A 19,813-nucleotide genomic window follows, 5' to 3' on the forward strand; every position below is an offset into this window, starting at 1 on the left:
AACATATAAAACTATTGAAAATAAGGGAATTAAAAGCGTTAGAAAGGTATAAATTAGGGTTAACTGGGAAATAACACCCCTTGTCAGCGAGAGTCATAAGAGCAAGGGGCATTAGGTGTCATTTTCTGTTTTATGCTTTCGCTTTTAAGAAATCATAAAGTTCGTCTTTCAGCGCAGCTCTTTGGTGTTTCTTTTCATGCATTTCACTGTCATCAATCGGAGAACTATTCAGCTCAAGCTCTCTAATTTCTTTATCCATGTCATCGTATCGTTGCATGGTATTTTTAAAATGGGCATCGCTTTTGGCAAGGTTGTGGATTAATTCATTAAACTCTGGGAATTCATTCAATAACGAGTGTTTTTCGCCTAGCATGGGCAGCTCCTTTGGCTAGAATTAAAGTTCAAATTCACTGTATCATTCTGTGAAACAGAGTCAACGTAGCAACCTTGTTCAAGATCAATAATGATGGCGATAAGGCACAGATACCCTATTGCCCCCAATACAGATGAATCAATAGATCGGTTGCTTTAATTTATATAAGAATAATTCCTAGACATAACTTATTGAATTAGATGTATAATAAAAACTCTAAGGAGAGAGTCATGCGTATAGGTATTATCGAAGATCATCAATTGGTAAGAGATAGTTTTAAAAAACTATTGGAGCTGCAATCTGGGTGGCACGTTATCATCGAAGCCTGCTCAGTCAATGAAGCAAAACTTGCTGTCGAGATAGAACAACCTGACGTGTTTATTGTCGATATTTCAATGCATGAAGGTGAGAATGGAATGGCGTTTTTATCTTATTTAAACACGACATTTCCTGAAATAAAAACCATCGTTGCCTCCATGTATGATTACGAACCCTATGTGAGTAATGCTTTAAAACTTGGTGCATTAGGCTATGTGTCTAAACGCTCAGCATCGGAAGCTTTAATTGATGCAGTCAATTCGATTATGAAAGGAGGCAGATACATTAGTGAAGATGTAAAATTCAATGCGACCTCTGCATCAAACAAACTCGATTTACTCACACCAAGAGAAAGAGAAGCCTTCCCCTTATTTGCCAAAGGATTAAATGCTAAACAAGTTGCTCAGCAACTTAATATGATGCCCAAAACAGCTCATGTCCATAAAACCAATATCTACAATAAACTAGAATCTACGAGTTCTTTTGATTTACTAAAAATTGCCATCGACTCTGGGGTAATAGCGCTTGATGAACTGGCGTAACTGCATGCCAATACACGTAAACTCAGTCAATGTAGTGATTGAGTTATCGAAGCAATTATTAACATTTATCCTGTATTTTGTCGGTTTATATTGCTCATCGTTGATAAGTAACCATTTAGAAACCGTAGCTCAAAGTAGTGCAATTTACTTACCTGCAGGAGTAAAACTTGCGTTCTTCGTAATTTTCCCCCTGAGGTTTTGGCCCATACTGTGGTTCACGTCTCGGCTTTATGCAGCCTATTTAGGTGTCTATTATAATAATGAATGGGACTTCGATTTGTTTCACGGCTTTTTACAAGAGCTAACCTATATGGCTATTGTGTATGGTTTTAAAGAGAACCGCTGGCCACCCAAAATTGACTCTAATTCTGGCGTTTTATCTCTCATATTACTCGCCGTATTCACGGCTGCATTTAAATGGTTTTTATTTTCGAGCGCCTTTGAATTTACAACGTGGCTTAAGGATAGCCAGTTATTACAATACAAACTCAATATGACATTAGGCGATCTGACAGGTGCGCTATTTATCGCTCCCGCCCTATTGCTACTGAGCAATAACTATAAACGCATACTCTCTTACTATAATATCTTGATTTTAATCAGCTTATTAACACTCACTCTCATTTACTTACTTATCTATGTAAACCATGCTGACTTATATTCGCTTTTACGCCTCTGCTCGCTCCTTCCTATTATTTGGTTTTCTTATAAGTTTGGCATTACGGGCGCAATTTCTAGCGCATTTGTCAGTAATTGCTTAATTGTCGCTGAAGCGGCTATTGTTCAAGACACAACCAATACATACATAAGCCAGCTTTTTATTATAGCTAATTCAGTGACAGGGCTATTAATAGGCACAGCAACAAGCGAGCTAAAACTAAAAAATAACCAACTACAAGACAGCAATGAAAAGCTCACGGCATTACTGGAAAAAAATAGACAACTTGCCAAACGCATGGTGACAGTCCAAGAAAATGAACGCAAATATCTGTCTCAAGAGCTGCACGATGAACTAGGTCAGAGCCTGACAGCCCTTAAAACTGATCTCACCATTTTATCAATCGAGCAGCAAAACGATACAAGTCCCCTTGTAGCAGGACTAAAAGAAAATGCCAAAGCGATGTATGACTCAGTCTATCAGATCATGCATCACCTTCGACCAAGAGAGCTTGATGAACTAGGTTTAGAGCAAGCGCTAAAAAATGGCCGATTTAAATCTCTGCTTAATAAATCGTCTATAAATTATAAGGTCGAATTAAACTTAAAAACGACACTCTCTGATGAGCATCAAACCGCTATTTATCGTATTTGCCAAGAGGCAATTACTAACTGCATCAAACATAGCACAGCAACCGAATTAAGACTCAACCTGACAGCAAACGATGCTCATATTCAACTTGAATTAAAGGATAATGGTACAGCGAACGGTATAAGCTGCGACTCGGGGGGTATGGGTTGTCATTCATTGAAGAACGGGCGATTGCGCTCGGTGGCAAATATACTATTGATGAAAGTGATGGCTATAAAATAGAGGTTACTTTTGATCTATGATCACACGTACCTAACGAATATAAACCTGTTTCGAATAATATTTCTTTTTGGTATTCATAAGTTGAATTTCAGCTTGATTACCAACAAGCTGCAGCAATAAGCCGTGAGCGATTTCTTTTTCGCCTACTTTCGATTTAACCACCACTTCTTTACCAATAGCACCTTGTAATCTGGGCTTTGGAAAACTAGCTTTTGTGACTGGTTTAAGCCCCTCATTTTCAACGAATAAATTAAGACAGTGCTGCTTAGCTGCAATAATCCATTCATCTTGAGACTTTACAATATCGACATTATTTAAAAAATGAATCAGCGCACTATTCCTGCTGTTAAACTCACTCGACACATCAGACATATTTCGCGCTTGTGCCCACTTTCTGATCACAACGTACTTTCCCTGCGTGAGTTTAGCCAAGCTCGTTGATGCCCCCGTCATCCTGCTATACCATTCAATTCTATAGCATGAAGATCCTAAGCTATGCAGTAACACACTTGTATTACCAAACTCTTTAGTGCTTCCCTCAATAATACTCATTGTTTATTCCTTTAATCTTAGCTCGTTTAAGATAAAAGAATATACAGAACACACGGTTATGGTAATTGGCTGCTTTCTTAGTAAGCCTAAGAAAAATTCCTATACGCTATAATCAGTTAAAAACTATAAGAGCAGACTGACTCGCACAATTCAAAACAAAAAGCCCGTGGCGTTAACTACGGACTTTCTTTAATGTGGTGAGTTAGCCTGTAAGCGGCTGTTTTATATGCGCGGAATGGATTTTCTTTTAGATAGCAAAAAGCCCACAGTTTTCACTGTGGGCTTTCATTAATTTGGTGAGTCAGCCAGTAAGCCGGGTTCTGTCGTGGATAATCATTCGTCTAGGCCATAAATCGCTCTATGGCTCAAGCAACCTACCCGGTTCTCACGTGGGCCACGCGTTCATTATTTAAAATGATAGAACCCTATTTGGTCTTGCTCCGGGTGGAGTTTACCTTGCAACCAACTGTTACCAGTGGCCCGGTGCGCTCTTACCGCACCCTTTCACCCTTACCAACCGAAGTTGGCGGTCTCCTCTCTGCTGCACTTGTCGTAGGCTCGCGCCCCCCAGCCGTTAGCTGGCACCCTGCCCTGTGGAGCCCGGACTTTCCTCCCCCTGCGCATTTTCGTTGCAGGCAGCGATTATCTTGGCTGACTCGGCGCGCAGTATACCTGAGCATGCAGCCGAGTGCAGTAAAGAATTAGTCTTTTTCGTCAATAATTGCTTTATAAAGCGCGTTTTTCTTTAAACCGAAATACTCTGCAACCACGCCACAGGCTTTTTTAAGTGGCATTTCGGCTTCGAGTAAGCCAAGCATACGGCGGGCATCTTCTGGGATATCATCGCTTTGCTTCGCTTTACCCGGCAGCATTAATACTATTTCGCCGCGCTGCTTTGTTGGATCATTCGTTAAAAACTGCTTTAGCTCAGCAACGCTGCCATTGAAAAAAGTTTCGAATGTTTTGGTCAATTCTTTGGCAAATACCACCGGTTGGTCTGAGCCTAATGCGGCTTCTAAATCATCAAGGCTTGCCATGATGCGGTGGGTACTTTCGTACATAATGCTCGTGATACCTGAATTAACAGCCTCAATAAAAAAAGTTTGTCTGGCTTTACTTTTCGCAGGTGTAAAACCGATAAACTGAAAACGGTCGGTCGGCAAACCTGAACAACACACTGCCGTAATGGCTGCACATGCACCAGGTACAGGTGTAACATGTGCACCTTGCTCACGACACAAGTTTACCACGGCATAACCCGGGTCACTGATCAGTGGCGTGCCTGCATCTGAAACCAACGCGATATTCATTCCTTGCTCTAGCCAATCGACGATTTGCTGGGCTTTTTGTTTTTCATTGTGATCATGCAAAGCAAAGGTTTTTGCTTTGATATTAAAGTGGCTTAGCAACTTTCCTGTGTGACGAGTATCTTCAGCGGCTATTAAGTCAACCTCAGATAGGGTTTGTATGGCACGCTGGCTGATGTCATCAAAGTTGCCAATTGGTGTGGCTACAATGTAAAGAGTGCCGATTTTATCTGAATTCTCCTCATTTAACATTGAGGTCTCCTGCGTCAGTCAGTAATATAAGCAAATCGCGTTAACGTATTGGGAAATCATTGTGCGACTTAAACTTGTTAGTCTATTAATTGTATTGTCGGGGTTATCGGCTTGTAGCACAACCGAAAAACCATCAAATACGGCAGAAAATCATTCGGGGCAAGCAAACACAGCCCTATCACAACTAACCGATGCGCAATCAATGTACCAAGCAGCGTTAAATCGCCAAGGTGCCGATAAAATTCAATTACTTTATACCGCTCGCGATGCAGCAATTACTGAGCAGCGCTGGTCATTGCTTGAAACAATCTGTTTTGAGCTCGAGAGCACACCAAGCGTAGATCAAATTCAAAACAAGCTTTACATTGCTTTAGCACAAGAGAAACAAGGTAAAAGTGATCGCGCATTAGAGCAATTACAGTTGCTCGAATCACAACTCACTTTGCCAGAGCATAAAGCATGGCATCAATATTTAACGGCCCGCGTTTATGCATCACAAGGCATGCCTAAACAAGCAATGCCTTATTACTTTGCAGCATCAACCATTAGCAACGAAAATAATTTCACGGTTGCTGATTTAAATAAAGACTTATGGGCAAGCCTTACTCAACTATCTTCTTATGCGCTTGAGCGCTTTAATCGCGGCTCGGTGGTACAACAAGGTTGGGTTAATCTGGCGCTTTATCACCAAGTGTATTTAGGGGCGCCGGTTGAATTGCATCAAGCGATGAATAACTGGATGCGACGCTATCCAGGTCACCCTGCCGCAGAGGTTTTACCTAAGAAAGTCACTGAGCTTGTGCAAGTTGAGCCTCTTAATGTCAATCGTTTAGCGGTGCTTATTCCACTATCAGGCGCTAACGAACGCTTAGGCGACGCATTAAAAGCGGGTGTACTTGCCGCACTTGATACTCACCCACTTGAACAAACACTGTTTATTGATGAATCACTTTCTGCCGCTGAAATCAGCTTAAAACTCAGTGAATTTAAAGCTGACTTTGTGATTGGCCCATTGCTTAAAAGTAATATTGAAAAGCTAAGCACAGCACAAACGCTGATTGATTACCCTGTTATGCATCTTAATAGTTTTGAGGGTGAGCGTATCTCACAGCAGCATTTTTTCTTTGCATTAAGCCCTGAACACGAAATACAACAAGCGTTAGAGCGCTTTTTAACCGCTGGTTACCAAAAGCCAATGCTACTTGCTCCAAACAACAGTAACGGCCAGCGCCTCGTTGAGTACTTTAACCAACAATGGCAACGTTACAGTGAAGTGAAACCACAAGTTGGTTTTTACGCAGGTAAAGATGACATGCCAAAAACTATCACGGGCTTGTTAGAAGTGGACCAAAGTAAAGAGCGGATCCAAGTGGTTAAGTCGCTCTTTAAGCAAGAAGTCGAAAGTGAAACTCGCTCACGTAGCGATATTGATGTTATTTATATTTTAGGTGATGCAACTGAAACTCGCCTCATCAAACCGTACTTAGATGTTAATGTAAGTACTTTCGCAGATCGTATTCCGCTATACGCAAGCTCTAAAAGCCATAGCAAACAAATAGACAGTACCGATAAAGGTGATCTAGAAGGGCTGTATTTTACTGAACTACCTTGGATGCTTGACGGTCAGATAAAGCAGCATAACTTGCGTCAGCAATACGAACGCTTATGGCCTGAAAATACAGATATAAGTCAGCGCTTATTTGCCATGGCATATGATGCAACCAGCCTATTAGGTGATGTTAAGCAACTAAGTATGATTCAAGGAAAACGTTTTGCTGGCATCAGTGGCGAATTAAGTATTGAAACGAATGGGTATGTTACCCGTACGTTAGATTGGGCGCAGTACAAAAACAAACAAATCATTGCCGTTGAATTAGCAACAGAGCAACCGATTCCGTTATTTATGCAATCAGCAACAGGGATTAATTCGGCTGATTAAGTAACGACAGCACAAGGATGAAAGCATGTCGTGGTTTAAACAATTGTGGCACAATAGCCGCGAAAAAGGCCTGTACTATGAACAACAGGCTGAGCAGTATTTAAAGCAATATGGCCTAACAGCCATTGGACGTAATTATTTATGCCAATATGGTGAGCTTGATCTCATTATGCGCGAAGGGCAAACCTTGGTGTTTGTTGAAGTGAAATTTAGAAAAAACAAACTTCGCGGTGGTGCAAATTACGCGCTCAGTAAGCAAAAACAGCAACGGCTTAGACGAACGATCGCCCATTACCTTGCTGAAAAAAAATTATCAAATCAGGCTATGCGAATTGATTATGTTGCCATAACAGGTGAACTAAATAGCGAAATAAACTGGTTTAAAAATGTGTACTAACGCCTCTTGGCGTCGGCTTAATTGGTAGGTTATGCAAGATACAATAAAAAAGATTTTTACCGAGAATATTCAAGTTCAAATTGCGGCTGGCGAGGTGCTCCCAAGCGCCCTTGAATCAGCGGCATTTACCATTGCACAAAGCCTTATCAATGGTAATAAATTGTTATGCTGTGGTACCGCGAGTTGCCATATGCTTGCACAACATATGGCTGGTTTATTAATTAACTTTTACGAAACTGAGCGTCCATGTTTACCTGCAGTAGCCTTGGCACAGGAGCAAGTTAACTTAGGTCCCAACAACAATATTGATGATCACGAAACCTTTGCAAGGCAAATCCGTGCTTTCGCACAACAAGGTGACTTACTGCTAGCTATCGCCGTCAATGGTAATGAAAAGCAAATAATTTCTGCCGTAGAAGCGGCCTTAACTCGCGATATGAAAGTGATTGTTTTAGTAGGTGACGATGGGGGTGAATTAGTTGGCTTGCTTGGCCCTAACGATGTTGAAATCCGCGTGCCATCAAAACGTCCTAGTCGCATTGTTGAATCTCATTTAGTGAACTTGCACTGCCTGAGCGAGCTTATCGATTTAACCTTATTCCCACAGGAAGAAAATTAATGTTTAAACAGTCTCTTATTGTACTTGGTACCATTTTATTGCTGCAAGGCTGTGCAGCTGCAGTTGTTGCTGGTACCGCAGGTGCTGTCACTGCGGCCAATGACCGTCGTACTATTGGCTCGCAAATTGACGATAATAATATCGAAATAAAAAGCTCTATCGCACTGAGTGAAAACGAGCGCATACATAAATACGCGAATGTAAATGTTGTTAGCGTTAATGGCATTGTGCTGATGATAGGCCAAGTCGCCAACCAAGAAATGAAAGACGAAGCGCAACGAGCAATCGAAGGTGTTGACGGTATTCGTAAAATTCATAATCAAATTCGCATCAGCTCAAATATAGGCATGAGTACGCAAACTCACGATTCGTGGTTAACCTCAAAAGTTAAAACGCAGCTTATTACCGCAGAGAACATCAGTGCCAATAACATTAAAGTTGTCACAGAGAATGGCGAGGTATTTTTAATGGGCTTAGTGAGCGATACAGAGGCTAATTTAGCGGTTGATGTTGCCCGTAACATCTCAGGCGTAGAGCGTGTCATTAAGGTGTTTGAGTATTTATAGTTAATCACTCAATAGTCATTAATAAAAAACCCGCATTTAAGCGGGTTTTTTTTTGAGCATTTGAAAAGGCTACTTGATCACTCGTAAGTGAGCACCCTTCTTTTTCTCAGGCTTAGCAGGTGGCTCATCATCTGGCGAAATATCGTCAGGCGTTTCAACACTTTCTAATACCGGAGCAAACTCTTCTTCGTCCTCGATGAATTCTTCTGCAGTAAATACAGTCCCTTCACCATTCTCACGTGCATAAATTGCGAGCACAGCCCCCATAGGCACATACACTTGCATTGGTTGACCACCAAAGCGGGCATTAAAGCTTAGCTGTTGGTTATCCATAGCAAAGTTTGTAACTGCCGATGGGCTAATGTTTAAGACAATTTGACCGTCTTGAACAAATTGCGTTGGTACTTGTACAGCAGGAAAATCAGCGTTCACAACAAGGTGCGGTGTACACTGATTATCAACAATCCAATCAAAGAAAGCGCGTAGTAAATAAGGACGATTTGGCGTCATTATAAACGGATCTCACGCTCTGCTTCAGTCAATGAAGCTTGGAAAGATTCACGCTCAAATAAACGCAGCATGTATTCTTTAAGTTCTTTAGCTCCCGAACCTGAAAGCTCAATGCCCAGTTCAGGTAAACGCCATAATAGCGGTGCTAAATAACAATCAACTAAGCTGAATTCTTCGCTCATGAAATAAGGCGCTTCAGAGAAGATTGGTGCAATTGCAAGTAATGCTTCAGTTAGCTCTTTACGTGCTTGTGCTGCTTCACTGCTACCGCTTGTGATTTTATTCGCTAAGCTGTACCAATCAGTATCAATACGGTGCATCATTAAGCGACTACGGCCACGCATAACCGGATAAACAGGCATTAGTGGAGGATGAGGAAAACGTTCATCAAGGTATTCCATGATGATGTTTGCCTGATATAAACCAAGCTCACGATCGATCAGTGTGGGTACTGTACCGTAAGGGTTAATTTCATGAAGTGCTTCTGGCAGGTTATCCTTTTCAGCCAGGTGAATGTCAACACTTACACCTTTTTCAGCAAGTACAATGCGTACTTGATGGCTATACATACAGTTAGCACCAGAAAACAGGGTCATTACAGGGCGCTTATTGGCAGCTACGGCCATGCCTACCTCCATTATATTACAAAAACAGCAATAGGGGCTTAAGCCCCTATCACAAAATTACCTTTCAAAACGTCCAGAATTAGTGAACATCTCTCCAGTATTCTTTCTTCAGCATGAATGCCAAGATAAATAGAATCACTAAGAAACCAATTACCTTAAGACCTAACGCTTCTGACTCTAAACGTGACGGTTCGCCTACGTAAGCTAAGAAGTTAGTTAAGTCACGAGCAGCACGATCGTACTCGTCGTCACTCATTTCACCTGTACCATCTGTTTCAGTGCCAACAACCTTAGTCACTGTGTGACCATGTTCCTCGACTTCTTCAGTGATAGGTGTCGGTAAACCTTGTAGTTCTTGAAGAACGTGCGGCATACCTACCGATGGGAAAACAATGTTGTTTACACCAAACGGGCGAGATTCATCTTTATAAAATGACTTCAGATACGTATAGATCCAGTCAGTACCTCGAACTCGCGCTACAAGCGTTAAGTCCGGTGGCGCTGCGCCAAACCATTTAGCTGCGTCATCTTTCGCAATTGCATTCTTGATGTGGCTACCTACTTTTGAACCGTCAAAAATAAGTTGCTCTTGACCAATTTCAGTAGGAATACCGATATCGCGGAACGTACGCTCATAACGTTGATACTGCATTTGGTGACAACCAAGACAGTAGTTCATGAACAATTTAGCACCACGTTGCAAAGACGCATTGTCTTTTAGGTCAATGTTCGCGTCCATTAAAGGAACCGAAGGACCTGCTGCCATCGTCAACGTTGGCAACAATGCGAATAAACCGATAATTAGCTTTTTCATCATTTCGTCAACCTCGTTGGTAATGGCTTAGTTTTCTCGTTCTTGCTGTAAACAAATAACAATACGAAGAACATAAAGTATGTCACAGTCGTGATTTGCGATAACAACGTTTTGAAATCAGTTTGTGGTGTTGCACCAACCCAACCTAAGATAACAAACGTTACCACGAATTGAGCAATGTTTAACTTGTGTAAGCCACAACGATAACGAATAGAACGAACCGAACCACGGTCAATCCAAGGTAGTAACGCAAGCACTACGATAGATGCACCCATCGCGATAACACCAATTAGTTTATCTGGGATAGCGCGCAGAATCGCATAGAATGGCGTGAAGTACCAAACAGGGAAAATGTGCTCAGGTGTTTTCAGTGGGTTCGCTGCTTCGAAGTTTGGCGCTTCTAAGAAGAAACCATTCATCGCAGGCATAAAGAATACAACCCAACAGAATAAGATTAAGAAACCAACCACACCCACAATATCTTTAACTGTGTAGTAAGGGTGGAACGGAATTGCATCAACAATGTCTTTCTTGTTGGTGTAATACTCGTGGAATTTAAATTTAGGCTTATCTTCTTCAGCCACAGAGCCTTTCTTACGCTTAATTTCAACACCGTCTGGGTTGTTTGAACCCACTTCGTGTAACGCAACAATGTGTAAGAACACTAAGATAACGATAACTAAAGGAAGCGCGATTACGTGTAGTGCAAAGAAGCGGTTAAGCGTCGCACCCGAAATTACGTAGTCACCACGGATCCAAAGCGTTAAATCATCACCAATAACCGGAATCGCACCGAACAGTGAAATGATTACCTGCGCACCCCAGAACGACATTTGTCCCCAAGGTAGTAAGTAACCCATGAAAGCTTCAGCCATTAGCGCTAAGAAGATGAACATACCGAACAACCACAGTAACTCACGTGGTTTTTGGTAAGAACCGTAGATCATGCCACGGAACATGTGCAGATAAACAACGATAAAGAACGCTGATGCACCTGTCGAGTGTAGGTAACGAAGTAACCAACCGTATTCAACATCACGCATGATGTATTCTACTGATGCGAATGCACCTTCAGCTGATGGTACAAAGTTCATTGTTAACCAAATGCCTGTTACGATCTGGTTAACAAGCACTAACATAGCTAATGAGCCAAAGAAGTACCAGAAGTTAAAGTTTTTAGGTGCTGGATACTGTGCAATGTGCATGTTCCAAACACGAGTCATTGGAATACGATCGTCGATCCAACCAATAATTTTACCAAACATTACGCCGCTCCTTTTTCTTCACCGACTAAAATAGTCGTGTCATCAAGGAAGGTATACGGAGGAATCTCTAGATTCAATGGTGCAGGTACAGATTGGAATACACGACCCGCCATATCAAATTTAGAACCGTGACACGGACAGAAGAAACCATCATCTGTGCCTTCAACTTTTTCACCAAAGCCACCTTGTAAGAAGCTTGGTGAACAACCTAAGTGCGTACAAATACCAACAGCAACGAAAATTTCTGGACGTTGCGAACGGTATTCGTTCGTTGATGATTCAGGTTGTTGAGGCTCTTCAGACGCTGGATCACGAAGTTGACCTTCGTGAGCTTTCATCTGCTCAAGCATTTTTGGTGTACGATTGATAACCCAAACAGGTTTTCCTCGCCACTCAACACGAATTAATTGTCCTGGCTCAAGCTTGCTGATATCTACTTCTACAGGCGCACCCGCAGATTTAGCTCGCTCACTTGGATTCCAAGACGCAATAAAAGGAACAGCAGCCCCAGCCGCACCAACACCACCAACAACAGAGGTAGCTATGGTTAAAAAGCGACGTCGGCCATTGTCTACAGGCGCATTGCTCATCCACTTATCTCCACTATGATTCCCAACACTTGCCATATTGAGAACATCAGTTACAGCAGGTTAATTTTTAGAAATTTTAAAATAGACGCGATCATAATTAAAACCCTTGATTAAAACAAGGTTATTCACAGTCCCATGCTCGAATAAACCCCATTTAATGAATTATTAATTTGGGTAAGCTCGAGTATGAAGCCGTTGGTTATGATAACGCATATAAAAAACAATATACTGACCAAGATCAACCTCACTAAGAGGAAACAGAAATCTGCATTAGCTGTTGTTGAACTCACTCACATTACTTGCCCCCCAATTGTAGCAAAAAAATTCATCAATTAACTGATGGATTTGAGCTTATTTTGCGAAATCGTGAAGTTTTTTTAATGTAATACGAAGGAATTGCCAAGACCGGTTAAATATCGAACGAAAAAAACGGACCATACGCAGGATACAACTTTCTCTGTTTGATCCCTATTCACATCAGCAATCGTAAAATCGAGGAGTTAAAAGTAGTTTTAGTGGTTAGTGGTTAGTGGTTAGTGGTTAGTGGTTAGTGGTTAGTGGTTAGTGGTTAGTGGTTAGTGGTTAGTGGTTAGAACAAAATAAATCACTTTAACCTTAAACACGCTTTTTATGTGTGTGATCTAACGTCTAATTTCTAACTTCTAACTTCTAATTTCTAATGTCTAATTTCTAGAAGAAATAGCTAAAAACAAAAAACCCAGCCGAAGCTGGGTTTTTGAAATTCTGATAAACGTAAATATTAACGTTTTGAGAATTGTGGACGCTTACGAGCTTTCTTAAGACCCACTTTCTTACGTTCAACTTTACGCGCATCACGAGTAACGAAGCCTGCTTTACGAAGTGTAGGACGTAATGACTCGTCAAACTCCATAAGTGCACGAGTGATACCGTGACGGATAGCACCAGCTTGACCAGTAGTACCACCACCTGAAACAGTGATGTGTAAGTCAAACTTTTCAGTCATTTCAACGTGCTCTAATGCTTGACGAACAACCATGCGAGCAGTTTCACGACCGAAGTACTCTTCTAGAGAGCGCTTGTTAATTACGATGTTACCAGTGCCTGGGCGTAAGAATACGCGAGCACTTGAACTTTTACGACGACCTGTACCGTAGTATTGATTTGCCATGATAGTGCTCCTTAAATGTCTAGAACCTGAGGCTGTTGTGCAGCATGGTTGTGCTCAGTACCCGCGTAAACTTTAAGTTTACGGTACATAGCGCGGCCTAAAGGACCACGTGGCAACATGCCTTTAACAGCTTTTTCGATGATCATTTCAGGCTTTGCAGCTTGAAGCTTGTCGAAAGTAGTAGACTTAAGACCACCTGGGAAACCAGTATGTGAGTGGTACATTTTGTCTTTTGCTTTATTACCAGTAACAGTAACTTTCTCTGCGTTGATAACGATGATGTAATCACCAGTATCTACGTGAGGAGTGTACTCAGCTTTATGCTTACCGCGTAGGCGACGAGCGATTTCAGTAGCGATGCGACCTAAAGTTTTACCTTCAGCGTCAACTACGTACCAGTCACGTTTTACTGTTTCTGGCTTAGCAACAAACGTTTTCATTTATTAAAATCCAATGTTTTTTAATTTAAAACCACAGGTAATTATTTTTAATTACCGCTCTAAGTTGAATGCTTTAACCCCTTCGAGTTTAAGACTTTGCGCCATCAATTAGAGGCTAAACTAATATCTGGCAATAGAACGCAACGTGGCAGACGCGGGAGTATACCAGCACTTAAACCACATTGCTAGATGATGGTTGTTTTTTATTCTAAGAAATCAGAATGAATATTTACGCACTTAATGTGAGCAATGGCTTTTTTATCAACTTGTAAAGAAAGCGTCATCTCAAATGGCTAATTTCTGAAAACTCACAATAAACAACTCAACAATGACTATGCTAAATGCTCTCGCGCTAAATATTCGAGCGACTGCATTTCTTGTAATCGGCTAATACAGCGCTTAAATTCAAAATTTAAGTTACCTTCACTGTAAAGTTCAGTGATCGGTTTTTCTGCAGAAATAATAAGCGTCACATTGCGCTCGTAAAACTCATCAACCAATGCAATAAAACGACGTGCGGCATCGTCATTTGCTTGTCCTAATGCTTTTACATTCGAGAGTATGACGGTGTTGTATAAACGGCTGATCTCCATATAGTCGACCTGACTACGGGCTGTTTCACACAACTCGCTAAAGTCAAACATCACGATACAATCAGACACTTTACGGGTTTTTATCATGCGCCCTTCTATTTCAATAGCGGTATCTAAAATGCCGGGCTCAGGTGAAAGCTTATCAAAGTATTCAAATAAGTTTGCGTCTGCTTGCGCATCGAGCGGACTATGAAAAATTTCGGCCTGCTCTAAGGTCCGTAAACGGTAATCAACCCCTGAATCAACATTTACTATTTCAGTATTTGCTTTTACTAATTCAATTGCTGGTAAGAAACGCGCACGCTGCAAGCCATTTCTATATAGCTCATCCGGAACAATATTCGACGTTGCCACAAGCACAATACCGCGCTCGAACAAGGCTTCCATCAGGCCGCCTAGCAACATTGCATCCGTGATATCTTGTACAAAAAACTCATCGAAACAAATAATATCTGTCTCCGACTTAAAGATATCAGCAACGACGTTCAGTGGATTACTGGTGTTTTTTAACTTTTTAAGCTCATCATGTACACGGTGCATAAACCGGTGAAAGTGCACACGCATTTTACGCTCAGTAGGCAGTGCTTCGTAAAATGTATCAACCAAATAGGTCTTACCTCTACCAACACCGCCCCAAAAATAAAGCCCTTTTATAGCTGGCGTGCTATCTTTAGAAAAGAGCTTGGCAAACCATCCCTTGGCGGCTGGCTTGTCAGCAGTTAAGTCATCATAGAGTCTTTGCAAATGACGAACCGCATTTTCTTGCGCTGCATCATGTACGAAGTCTTCACGTTGTAAATCTTGTTGGTATTTCTGCCAAGGAGTCATAGGTCGTTACAATAAAACACAGTTAAATTTGCACAGTATATTAACACGCATCGTATCTCAGGGTATATTAGCCCGCAGTATGATTTCACAATCAAATTAAGCATATTTTAATAAAGATTGGACTATAAATGCTTTTAAGGCATAAGTTTTAGTTATTTTTCCCAAAGGGGTGGATTTATGGGCACAATTACCTGGGTAGGTATTTTAATCATCGTTGCAATCGCAGCATTCTTTATTGGTGCATTTGTAACCAAAAAGCAATTTAAACAAGACGAGCTAGAGCATCAAGTAGAACAAGCCAACAATGCACTTGAACAATATCGTCAAGACGTTGCCGATCACCTTGCAAGCACTGGCAAACTGGTTTCAAAAATGAAAGACAACTACGATCAATTGCTCAATCATGTTGAAGAAACAAATAAGTTACTCCTAACAGATAAAAAGCAGCACCCTAATGAGCCGTTCTTTTCAAAAGAAACCACGGAGCAATTACAACATTCATTACAAGACCGCCAAAGCGATCGCTCAAACGCAGAAGCGCAGCCTGCCGACTATGTAGTAGGTGAAACAGGTCTATTTGCTGGTTCAAATAAAGTTTCAGAACATTCTAAAGCCTCTTGATGAACTTTTTTTTGACCCCATAGTCTTTAGATATAACAGCTTTATATCTAAACGAAGAAAAGGGCTGCTTATGCAGCCCTTTTTAGTTTTTGCTTTATCTCTGAAGTGGAGTAAACCCAGACTATGAAAATGAAATTATCTGTTATTAGTGCTGCTATTTTATCTACTAGCTTCTTGTTAACCCCTGCAATTTCAATGGCCAAACTTCCGGTGGCTGTCAATGGTCAACAACTGCCAACGCTCGCACCAATGCTTGAACAGATCACCCCAGGCGTCGTGAGTATTCAAGTATCAGGGTCTAAAGAAGTCCGCCGTAGAGCAACCCCTTTCGATGACTTTTTTGGTGTGCCGCGTGGGGGCAGTCAAAAGCGTCAATTTAGTGGTCTTGGTTCTGGTGTGATTATCGATGCCGATGAAGGTTATGTAGTGACCAATAATCACGTTGTTGAAGATGCCGAAAAAATGGTGGTCACGCTTGAAGATGGCCGTGAGTATGAAGCAACAAAAATTGGCAGTGACAAAGAGTCTGATATTGCCTTGTTACAAATCGATGCTGAGGATTTAACCGCTTTAAAAATTGCAGATTCAGATAAGCTTCGCGTCGGTGATTTTGCTGTCGCGATTGGTAACCCGTTTGGTTTAAGCCACACTGTAACCTCTGGGATCGTAAGTGCCCTTGGCCGCAGTGGTCTAAATATAGAGGGCTATGAAGATTTCATCCAAACCGATGCTGCGATTAACCAAGGTAACTCGGGAGGCGCGCTTGTTAATCTAAACGGCGAGTTAATCGGTATTAACACCGCAATTTTAGGTGCCTCTGGCGGTAACGTGGGAATTGGCTTTGCCATTCCATCAACAATGATGAAAAACCTTGTTGATCAAATTATTGAACACGGTGAGGTACGCCGCGGCTCACTCGGTATTTCAGGCCGTCCGTTGGATGCAGGGCTTGCAAAAGCGCAAAAGCTTGATGTTAAGCAAGGTGCCTATGTCATGCAGGTAATGGATGACACCGCAGCGAGTAAAGCGGGCATAAAAGCCGGAGATGTTATTATTAGTGTTGATGGTACTGAGATCAGTGGCTTCCACGAACTGCGCAGTAAAATTGCGACCCTAGGTGAAGGCAAAAAAGTGAAGCTCGGTATCTATCGTGATGGCAAAGTGAAAATAGTAAATGTCACACTTGATGGCGCCGCGACTTCTGTTTCAGCAGGTGAAGAAACACACCCTGCATTCCAAGGCGCAACGCTTGAAAACACGCAAAAGAGCGATGGGAAAGGTGTTGAAGTTGCCTCAGTAGAAGCACGTTCACCTGCCGCACGTGTGGGCTTAGAAGAAGGTGACGTGATCATGCAAGTGAACCGCCAACGTGTTGAGAATATTCGTGACATGAATAAAATTATCGAAAACACGCAAGGTAACATCGTACTCGGTGTGAAACGCGGCAGAGAGCTTGTTTTTGTTCTGATCCAGTAAACTTAATTGATAAATCATGAAAAAATAACAGCGGTGCTTGCCGCTGTCATTTTTTTTGTGCCATCATTAGGGGATTGCTCACTGATAATAAGAATATTGTGCTAAAACTATTTAAATTTATTCTTCCACCACTTTTTACCGGATTAGGGATTGCTTTTTTGGTGGTGTTATTTAGCCCCAGTTTACGCAGCGCACTTTTTCCTAATGTAAACTTACCAGCCGCGATGTCGTCTGAGCATATGAGCTTTTCTAGCGCTGTGCAAAGAGCCGCTCCTTCGGTGGTGACCATCTTTTCTGAGAGCATTTCAAACCAACCGCGATACAAACGTCAAAATACGATTCAAGAGTTAGGATCTGGCGTGATCATGTCGCAAGATGGCTACATATTAACCAATTACCATGTGATCAATAATGCGGACCAAATTATTGTGATCTTAACCGATGGCCGTCGCTTTTACGACGTTCAACTAATTGGTTTTGATACCATAACTGATTTAGCCCTCCTAAAAATAAATTCTGATCATTTACCTGTGATCCCCGTCAACGATAACTTCAAGCCCCGAGTAGGCGATGTTGTGCTCGCAATTGGTAACCCACTCAATTTAGGTCAAACAATTACCCAAGGGATTATTAGCGCTACCGGCAAACAAAAGATCACCGACAGCCCCTACAATAACCTATTACAAATGGATGCGGCCATAAATGTGGGTAACTCAGGGGGAGCATTAGTTAACTCACGAGGCGACCTTGTGGGTATCACATCTGCGCAATTTAAAACCCGTGAAAACTTAGATATTCAAGGTATCTTCTTTGCTGTTCCCTACTCTCTTGCAAAAGATATTATGGAAAAGCTAATTAAACATGGCCGTGTCGTCCGTGGTTACCTAGGCTTTACTGGAACCGCTGTGGACAGCACCGGAAAAGATGTAAGCGACAGCTACACTCCAGTAACGGGTATGCGTATAAATAACCTAGATCCCCTTGGTCCTGCATGGCAAGCGGGTATAAAAGAGCAAGATATTGTCATTAAAATTGCCGGATTATCGGTTGCAAACCCACAGCAAGTGCTTGAGAAAATAGGCAATACAGAGCCGGGTAAAGAAATTGAATTTGAGCTGTACCGTGATGGCAAGATTCTAAAAATAATGGTCACCGTCGCAGAACTCGAAACCAAGTTATAGCAATAAAAAAGGCCTAAATAATATAGGCCTTTTTTAAACAAGCAGTGCTGCTCTTAACTCGAACGACGCTTAATATTAGCGCCCAATGCACTGAGCTTATCTTCTATGCGTTGATAACCACGGTCAACGTGATAGATTCTATCAACGATTGTTTCACCTTGTGCCACAATCCCCGTCAGTATAAGACTGGCTGACGCACGTAAATCCGTCGCCATCACTTGTGCACCCGATAACCTTTCGGTATCACCACAAATCGCCGTGTTGCCCTCTAAGCGGATATTGGCTCCCATACGCTGTAACTCAGGGACATGCATAAAACGATTTTCAAATATCGTTTCGGTAATTGTTGCACTGCCCTTCGCCACGACATTAAGCGCGGTAAATTGTGCTTGCATGTCTGTTGGGAAGCCAGGATGTGGCATGGTCTTAATATTCACCGCTTTTAATTCACGGCCACGCATATCTAAGTAAATACTGTTATCAGTTACTTCTACGAATGCATTTGTCGCACGCAGTTTCTCAATAACAGGGTCAAGGCTATGGTGATCGGTGTTTTTACAAAGCACTTCACCACCGGCCATCGCAGCAGCAACCAAAAAAGTGCCCGTTTCGATACGGTCAGGTAAAATACTGTACTCGCAGCCTGACAGTGATTCGACACCTTCAACTTCAATTCGGCTCGTACCGGCTCCGGTTATCTTTGCCCCCATGGCAATTAAACAGTTAGCAAGGTCCGTGATTTCAGGCTCACGTGCTGCATTCTCAAGCACCGTTTTGCCATCAGCCAGTGTCGCTGCCATCAATAAATTTTCTGTGGCCCCTACACTTACCATTTCCATGAAAATTTCAGCGCCTTTCAAACGACCGTCTACTTTGGCGTTAATGTAGCCGTTTTCTACTTTGATAACCGCCCCCATACGCTCAAGGCCTTGGATATGGATATCAACAGGACGTGCACCTATCGCACAGCCGCCAGGCAGCGATACTTGTGCTTCACCAAAACGTGCCACAAGCGGGCCAAGTGCAAGCACTGACGCACGCATTTGCTTTACTAACTCATACGGAGCGAGTGTTTTATTAACGGTTGCACCGTCGATAACCAGCGTATCTTGTTGCCATTCAACATTAGCACCTAAGGTCTTTAATAAAGCCTCTGTGGTACCAATATCGCGTAAACGAGGCACATTGCTAAAAGTACTTTTACCCTGCCCTAAAAGCGCAGCAAAAAGAATTGGAAGAGCGGCATTTTTAGCGCCAGAGATAGTAACTTCACCTGCCAGTGAGGTACCACCTTGAATAACGAATTGATCCATAAGTGGAGCC

At 42.0% G+C, this 19,813-nt stretch carries 21 protein-coding genes and 1 other RNA gene; 9 read left to right on the forward strand and 13 right to left on the reverse strand.

Features of this window, described 5'->3' with window-relative positions:
- Window positions 1-130 precede the first annotated feature (130 nt).
- Window positions 131-373, reverse strand: a complete 243-nt coding sequence (locus ACSSVW_RS06375) for a YdcH family protein (protein ID WP_036971241.1) — start codon at window positions 371-373, stop codon at window positions 131-133.
- A 230-nt stretch (window positions 374-603) separates the two neighbouring features.
- Here ACSSVW_RS06375 and ACSSVW_RS06380 point away from each other — a divergent pair, with 230 nt between their 5' ends.
- On the forward strand, window positions 604-1,233 hold the full coding sequence (locus ACSSVW_RS06380) for a response regulator transcription factor (protein WP_075594470.1): 630 nt from the start codon (window positions 604-606) through the stop codon (window positions 1,231-1,233).
- Between the two features lie 4 nt (window positions 1,234-1,237).
- Window positions 1,238-2,764: a histidine kinase gene (locus ACSSVW_RS06385; RefSeq protein WP_454179037.1), complete on the forward strand. Its 1,527-nt coding sequence runs from the start codon at window positions 1,238-1,240 to the stop codon at window positions 2,762-2,764.
- A gap of 30 nt (window positions 2,765-2,794) precedes the next feature.
- Here the strand turns inward: ACSSVW_RS06385 and ACSSVW_RS06390 are convergent, their stop codons facing one another.
- The 3 genes from ACSSVW_RS06390 to rsmI form a co-directional block, all read right to left on the reverse strand.
- Complete coding sequence (locus ACSSVW_RS06390; RefSeq protein ID WP_454179038.1) at window positions 2,795-3,316, reverse strand: hypothetical protein; 522 nt, start codon at window positions 3,314-3,316, stop codon at window positions 2,795-2,797.
- Between the two features lie 293 nt (window positions 3,317-3,609).
- An RNA gene (gene rnpB / locus ACSSVW_RS06395) (RNase P RNA component class A) lies at window positions 3,610-3,975 on the reverse strand.
- 42 nt (window positions 3,976-4,017) lie between these two features.
- Window positions 4,018-4,875 (reverse strand): 16S rRNA (cytidine(1402)-2'-O)-methyltransferase, encoded by an 858-nt coding sequence (rsmI, locus tag ACSSVW_RS06400; RefSeq protein WP_036971244.1) that lies wholly within the window; start codon window positions 4,873-4,875, stop codon window positions 4,018-4,020.
- 61 nt (window positions 4,876-4,936) lie between these two features.
- Between rsmI and ACSSVW_RS06405 the strand changes: the two genes are divergently transcribed.
- From ACSSVW_RS06405 to dolP, 4 genes are read left to right on the forward strand one after another with little or no spacing between them, the layout of a single operon-like run.
- A complete protein-coding gene (locus ACSSVW_RS06405; RefSeq protein WP_454179039.1) occupies window positions 4,937-6,814 on the forward strand; it encodes a penicillin-binding protein activator in 1,878 nt (625 codons plus the stop codon).
- A gap of 25 nt (window positions 6,815-6,839) precedes the next feature.
- Window positions 6,840-7,211: a YraN family protein gene (locus ACSSVW_RS06410; RefSeq protein ID WP_036971250.1), complete on the forward strand. Its 372-nt coding sequence runs from the start codon at window positions 6,840-6,842 to the stop codon at window positions 7,209-7,211.
- Window positions 7,212-7,242: 31 nt separating this feature from the next.
- Window positions 7,243-7,830: an SIS domain-containing protein gene (locus ACSSVW_RS06415; protein WP_036971252.1), complete on the forward strand. Its 588-nt coding sequence runs from the start codon at window positions 7,243-7,245 to the stop codon at window positions 7,828-7,830.
- Window positions 7,830-8,396 carry a division/outer membrane stress-associated lipid-binding lipoprotein gene (gene dolP / locus ACSSVW_RS06420; RefSeq protein WP_036971254.1) on the forward strand — a complete coding sequence of 189 codons (567 nt, stop codon included), beginning with the start codon at window positions 7,830-7,832 and terminating at the stop codon, window positions 8,394-8,396. Before ACSSVW_RS06415 ends, dolP begins: the two co-directional genes overlap by 1 nt.
- 69 nt (window positions 8,397-8,465) lie before the next feature.
- Here dolP and ACSSVW_RS06425 read toward each other — a convergent pair whose 3' ends face one another.
- From ACSSVW_RS06425 to zapE, 8 genes are all read right to left on the reverse strand, one after another.
- The gene (locus ACSSVW_RS06425) at window positions 8,466-8,906 is read right to left on the reverse strand and encodes a ClpXP protease specificity-enhancing factor (protein WP_036971255.1); all 441 of its coding nucleotides are present in this window, start codon (window positions 8,904-8,906) and stop codon (window positions 8,466-8,468) included.
- Window positions 8,906-9,532: a stringent starvation protein SspA gene (gene sspA, locus ACSSVW_RS06430; RefSeq protein ID WP_036971257.1), complete on the reverse strand. Its 627-nt coding sequence runs from the start codon at window positions 9,530-9,532 to the stop codon at window positions 8,906-8,908. The genes ACSSVW_RS06425 and sspA overlap by 1 nt, the downstream gene beginning before the upstream one ends.
- A 79-nt stretch (window positions 9,533-9,611) precedes the next feature.
- Entirely contained in the window at window positions 9,612-10,349 is a 738-nt protein-coding gene (locus ACSSVW_RS06435; protein WP_036971260.1) for a cytochrome c1, read from the reverse strand.
- The gene (locus tag ACSSVW_RS06440; RefSeq protein WP_036971263.1) at window positions 10,346-11,611 is read right to left on the reverse strand and encodes a cytochrome b; all 1,266 of its coding nucleotides are present in this window, start codon (window positions 11,609-11,611) and stop codon (window positions 10,346-10,348) included. Before ACSSVW_RS06440 ends, ACSSVW_RS06435 begins: the two co-directional genes overlap by 4 nt.
- Window positions 11,611-12,201, reverse strand: a complete 591-nt coding sequence (gene petA / locus ACSSVW_RS06445; protein ID WP_036971266.1) for a ubiquinol-cytochrome c reductase iron-sulfur subunit — start codon at window positions 12,199-12,201, stop codon at window positions 11,611-11,613. Before petA ends, ACSSVW_RS06440 begins: the two co-directional genes overlap by 1 nt.
- Window positions 12,202-12,961: 760 nt before the next feature.
- Entirely contained in the window at window positions 12,962-13,354 is a 393-nt protein-coding gene (rpsI, locus tag ACSSVW_RS06450; RefSeq protein ID WP_095209788.1) for a 30S ribosomal protein S9, read from the reverse strand.
- Between the two features lie 8 nt (window positions 13,355-13,362).
- Window positions 13,363-13,791 carry a 50S ribosomal protein L13 gene (gene rplM, locus ACSSVW_RS06455; protein WP_036971273.1) on the reverse strand — a complete coding sequence of 143 codons (429 nt, stop codon included), beginning with the start codon at window positions 13,789-13,791 and terminating at the stop codon, window positions 13,363-13,365.
- Window positions 13,792-14,123: 332 nt separating this feature from the next.
- Entirely contained in the window at window positions 14,124-15,212 is a 1,089-nt protein-coding gene (gene zapE / locus ACSSVW_RS06460; RefSeq protein WP_036971276.1) for a cell division protein ZapE, read from the reverse strand.
- A 177-nt stretch (window positions 15,213-15,389) separates the two neighbouring features.
- Here zapE and ACSSVW_RS06465 point away from each other — a divergent pair, with 177 nt between their 5' ends.
- The 3 genes from ACSSVW_RS06465 (at window position 15,390) to ACSSVW_RS06475 (ending at window position 18,490) form a co-directional block, all read left to right on the forward strand.
- The gene (locus tag ACSSVW_RS06465; protein WP_036971279.1) at window positions 15,390-15,833 is read left to right on the forward strand and encodes a YhcB family protein; all 444 of its coding nucleotides are present in this window, start codon (window positions 15,390-15,392) and stop codon (window positions 15,831-15,833) included.
- 123 nt (window positions 15,834-15,956) lie between these two features.
- Window positions 15,957-17,309 carry a Do family serine endopeptidase gene (locus ACSSVW_RS06470; protein ID WP_454179040.1) on the forward strand — a complete coding sequence of 451 codons (1,353 nt, stop codon included), beginning with the start codon at window positions 15,957-15,959 and terminating at the stop codon, window positions 17,307-17,309.
- Window positions 17,310-17,407: 98 nt separating this feature from the next.
- On the forward strand, window positions 17,408-18,490 hold the full coding sequence (locus tag ACSSVW_RS06475; RefSeq protein WP_036971284.1) for a trypsin-like peptidase domain-containing protein: 1,083 nt from the start codon (window positions 17,408-17,410) through the stop codon (window positions 18,488-18,490).
- 53 nt (window positions 18,491-18,543) lie between these two features.
- Here ACSSVW_RS06475 and murA read toward each other — a convergent pair whose 3' ends face one another.
- Window positions 18,544-19,803, reverse strand: coding sequence for a UDP-N-acetylglucosamine 1-carboxyvinyltransferase (murA, locus tag ACSSVW_RS06480; RefSeq protein ID WP_036971287.1), 1,260 nt, complete (start codon window positions 19,801-19,803; stop codon window positions 18,544-18,546).
- Between the last annotated feature and the right edge of the window lie 10 nt (window positions 19,804-19,813).

The sequence above is a fragment of the Pseudoalteromonas sp. MBR-15 genome (genome assembly GCF_053628915.1).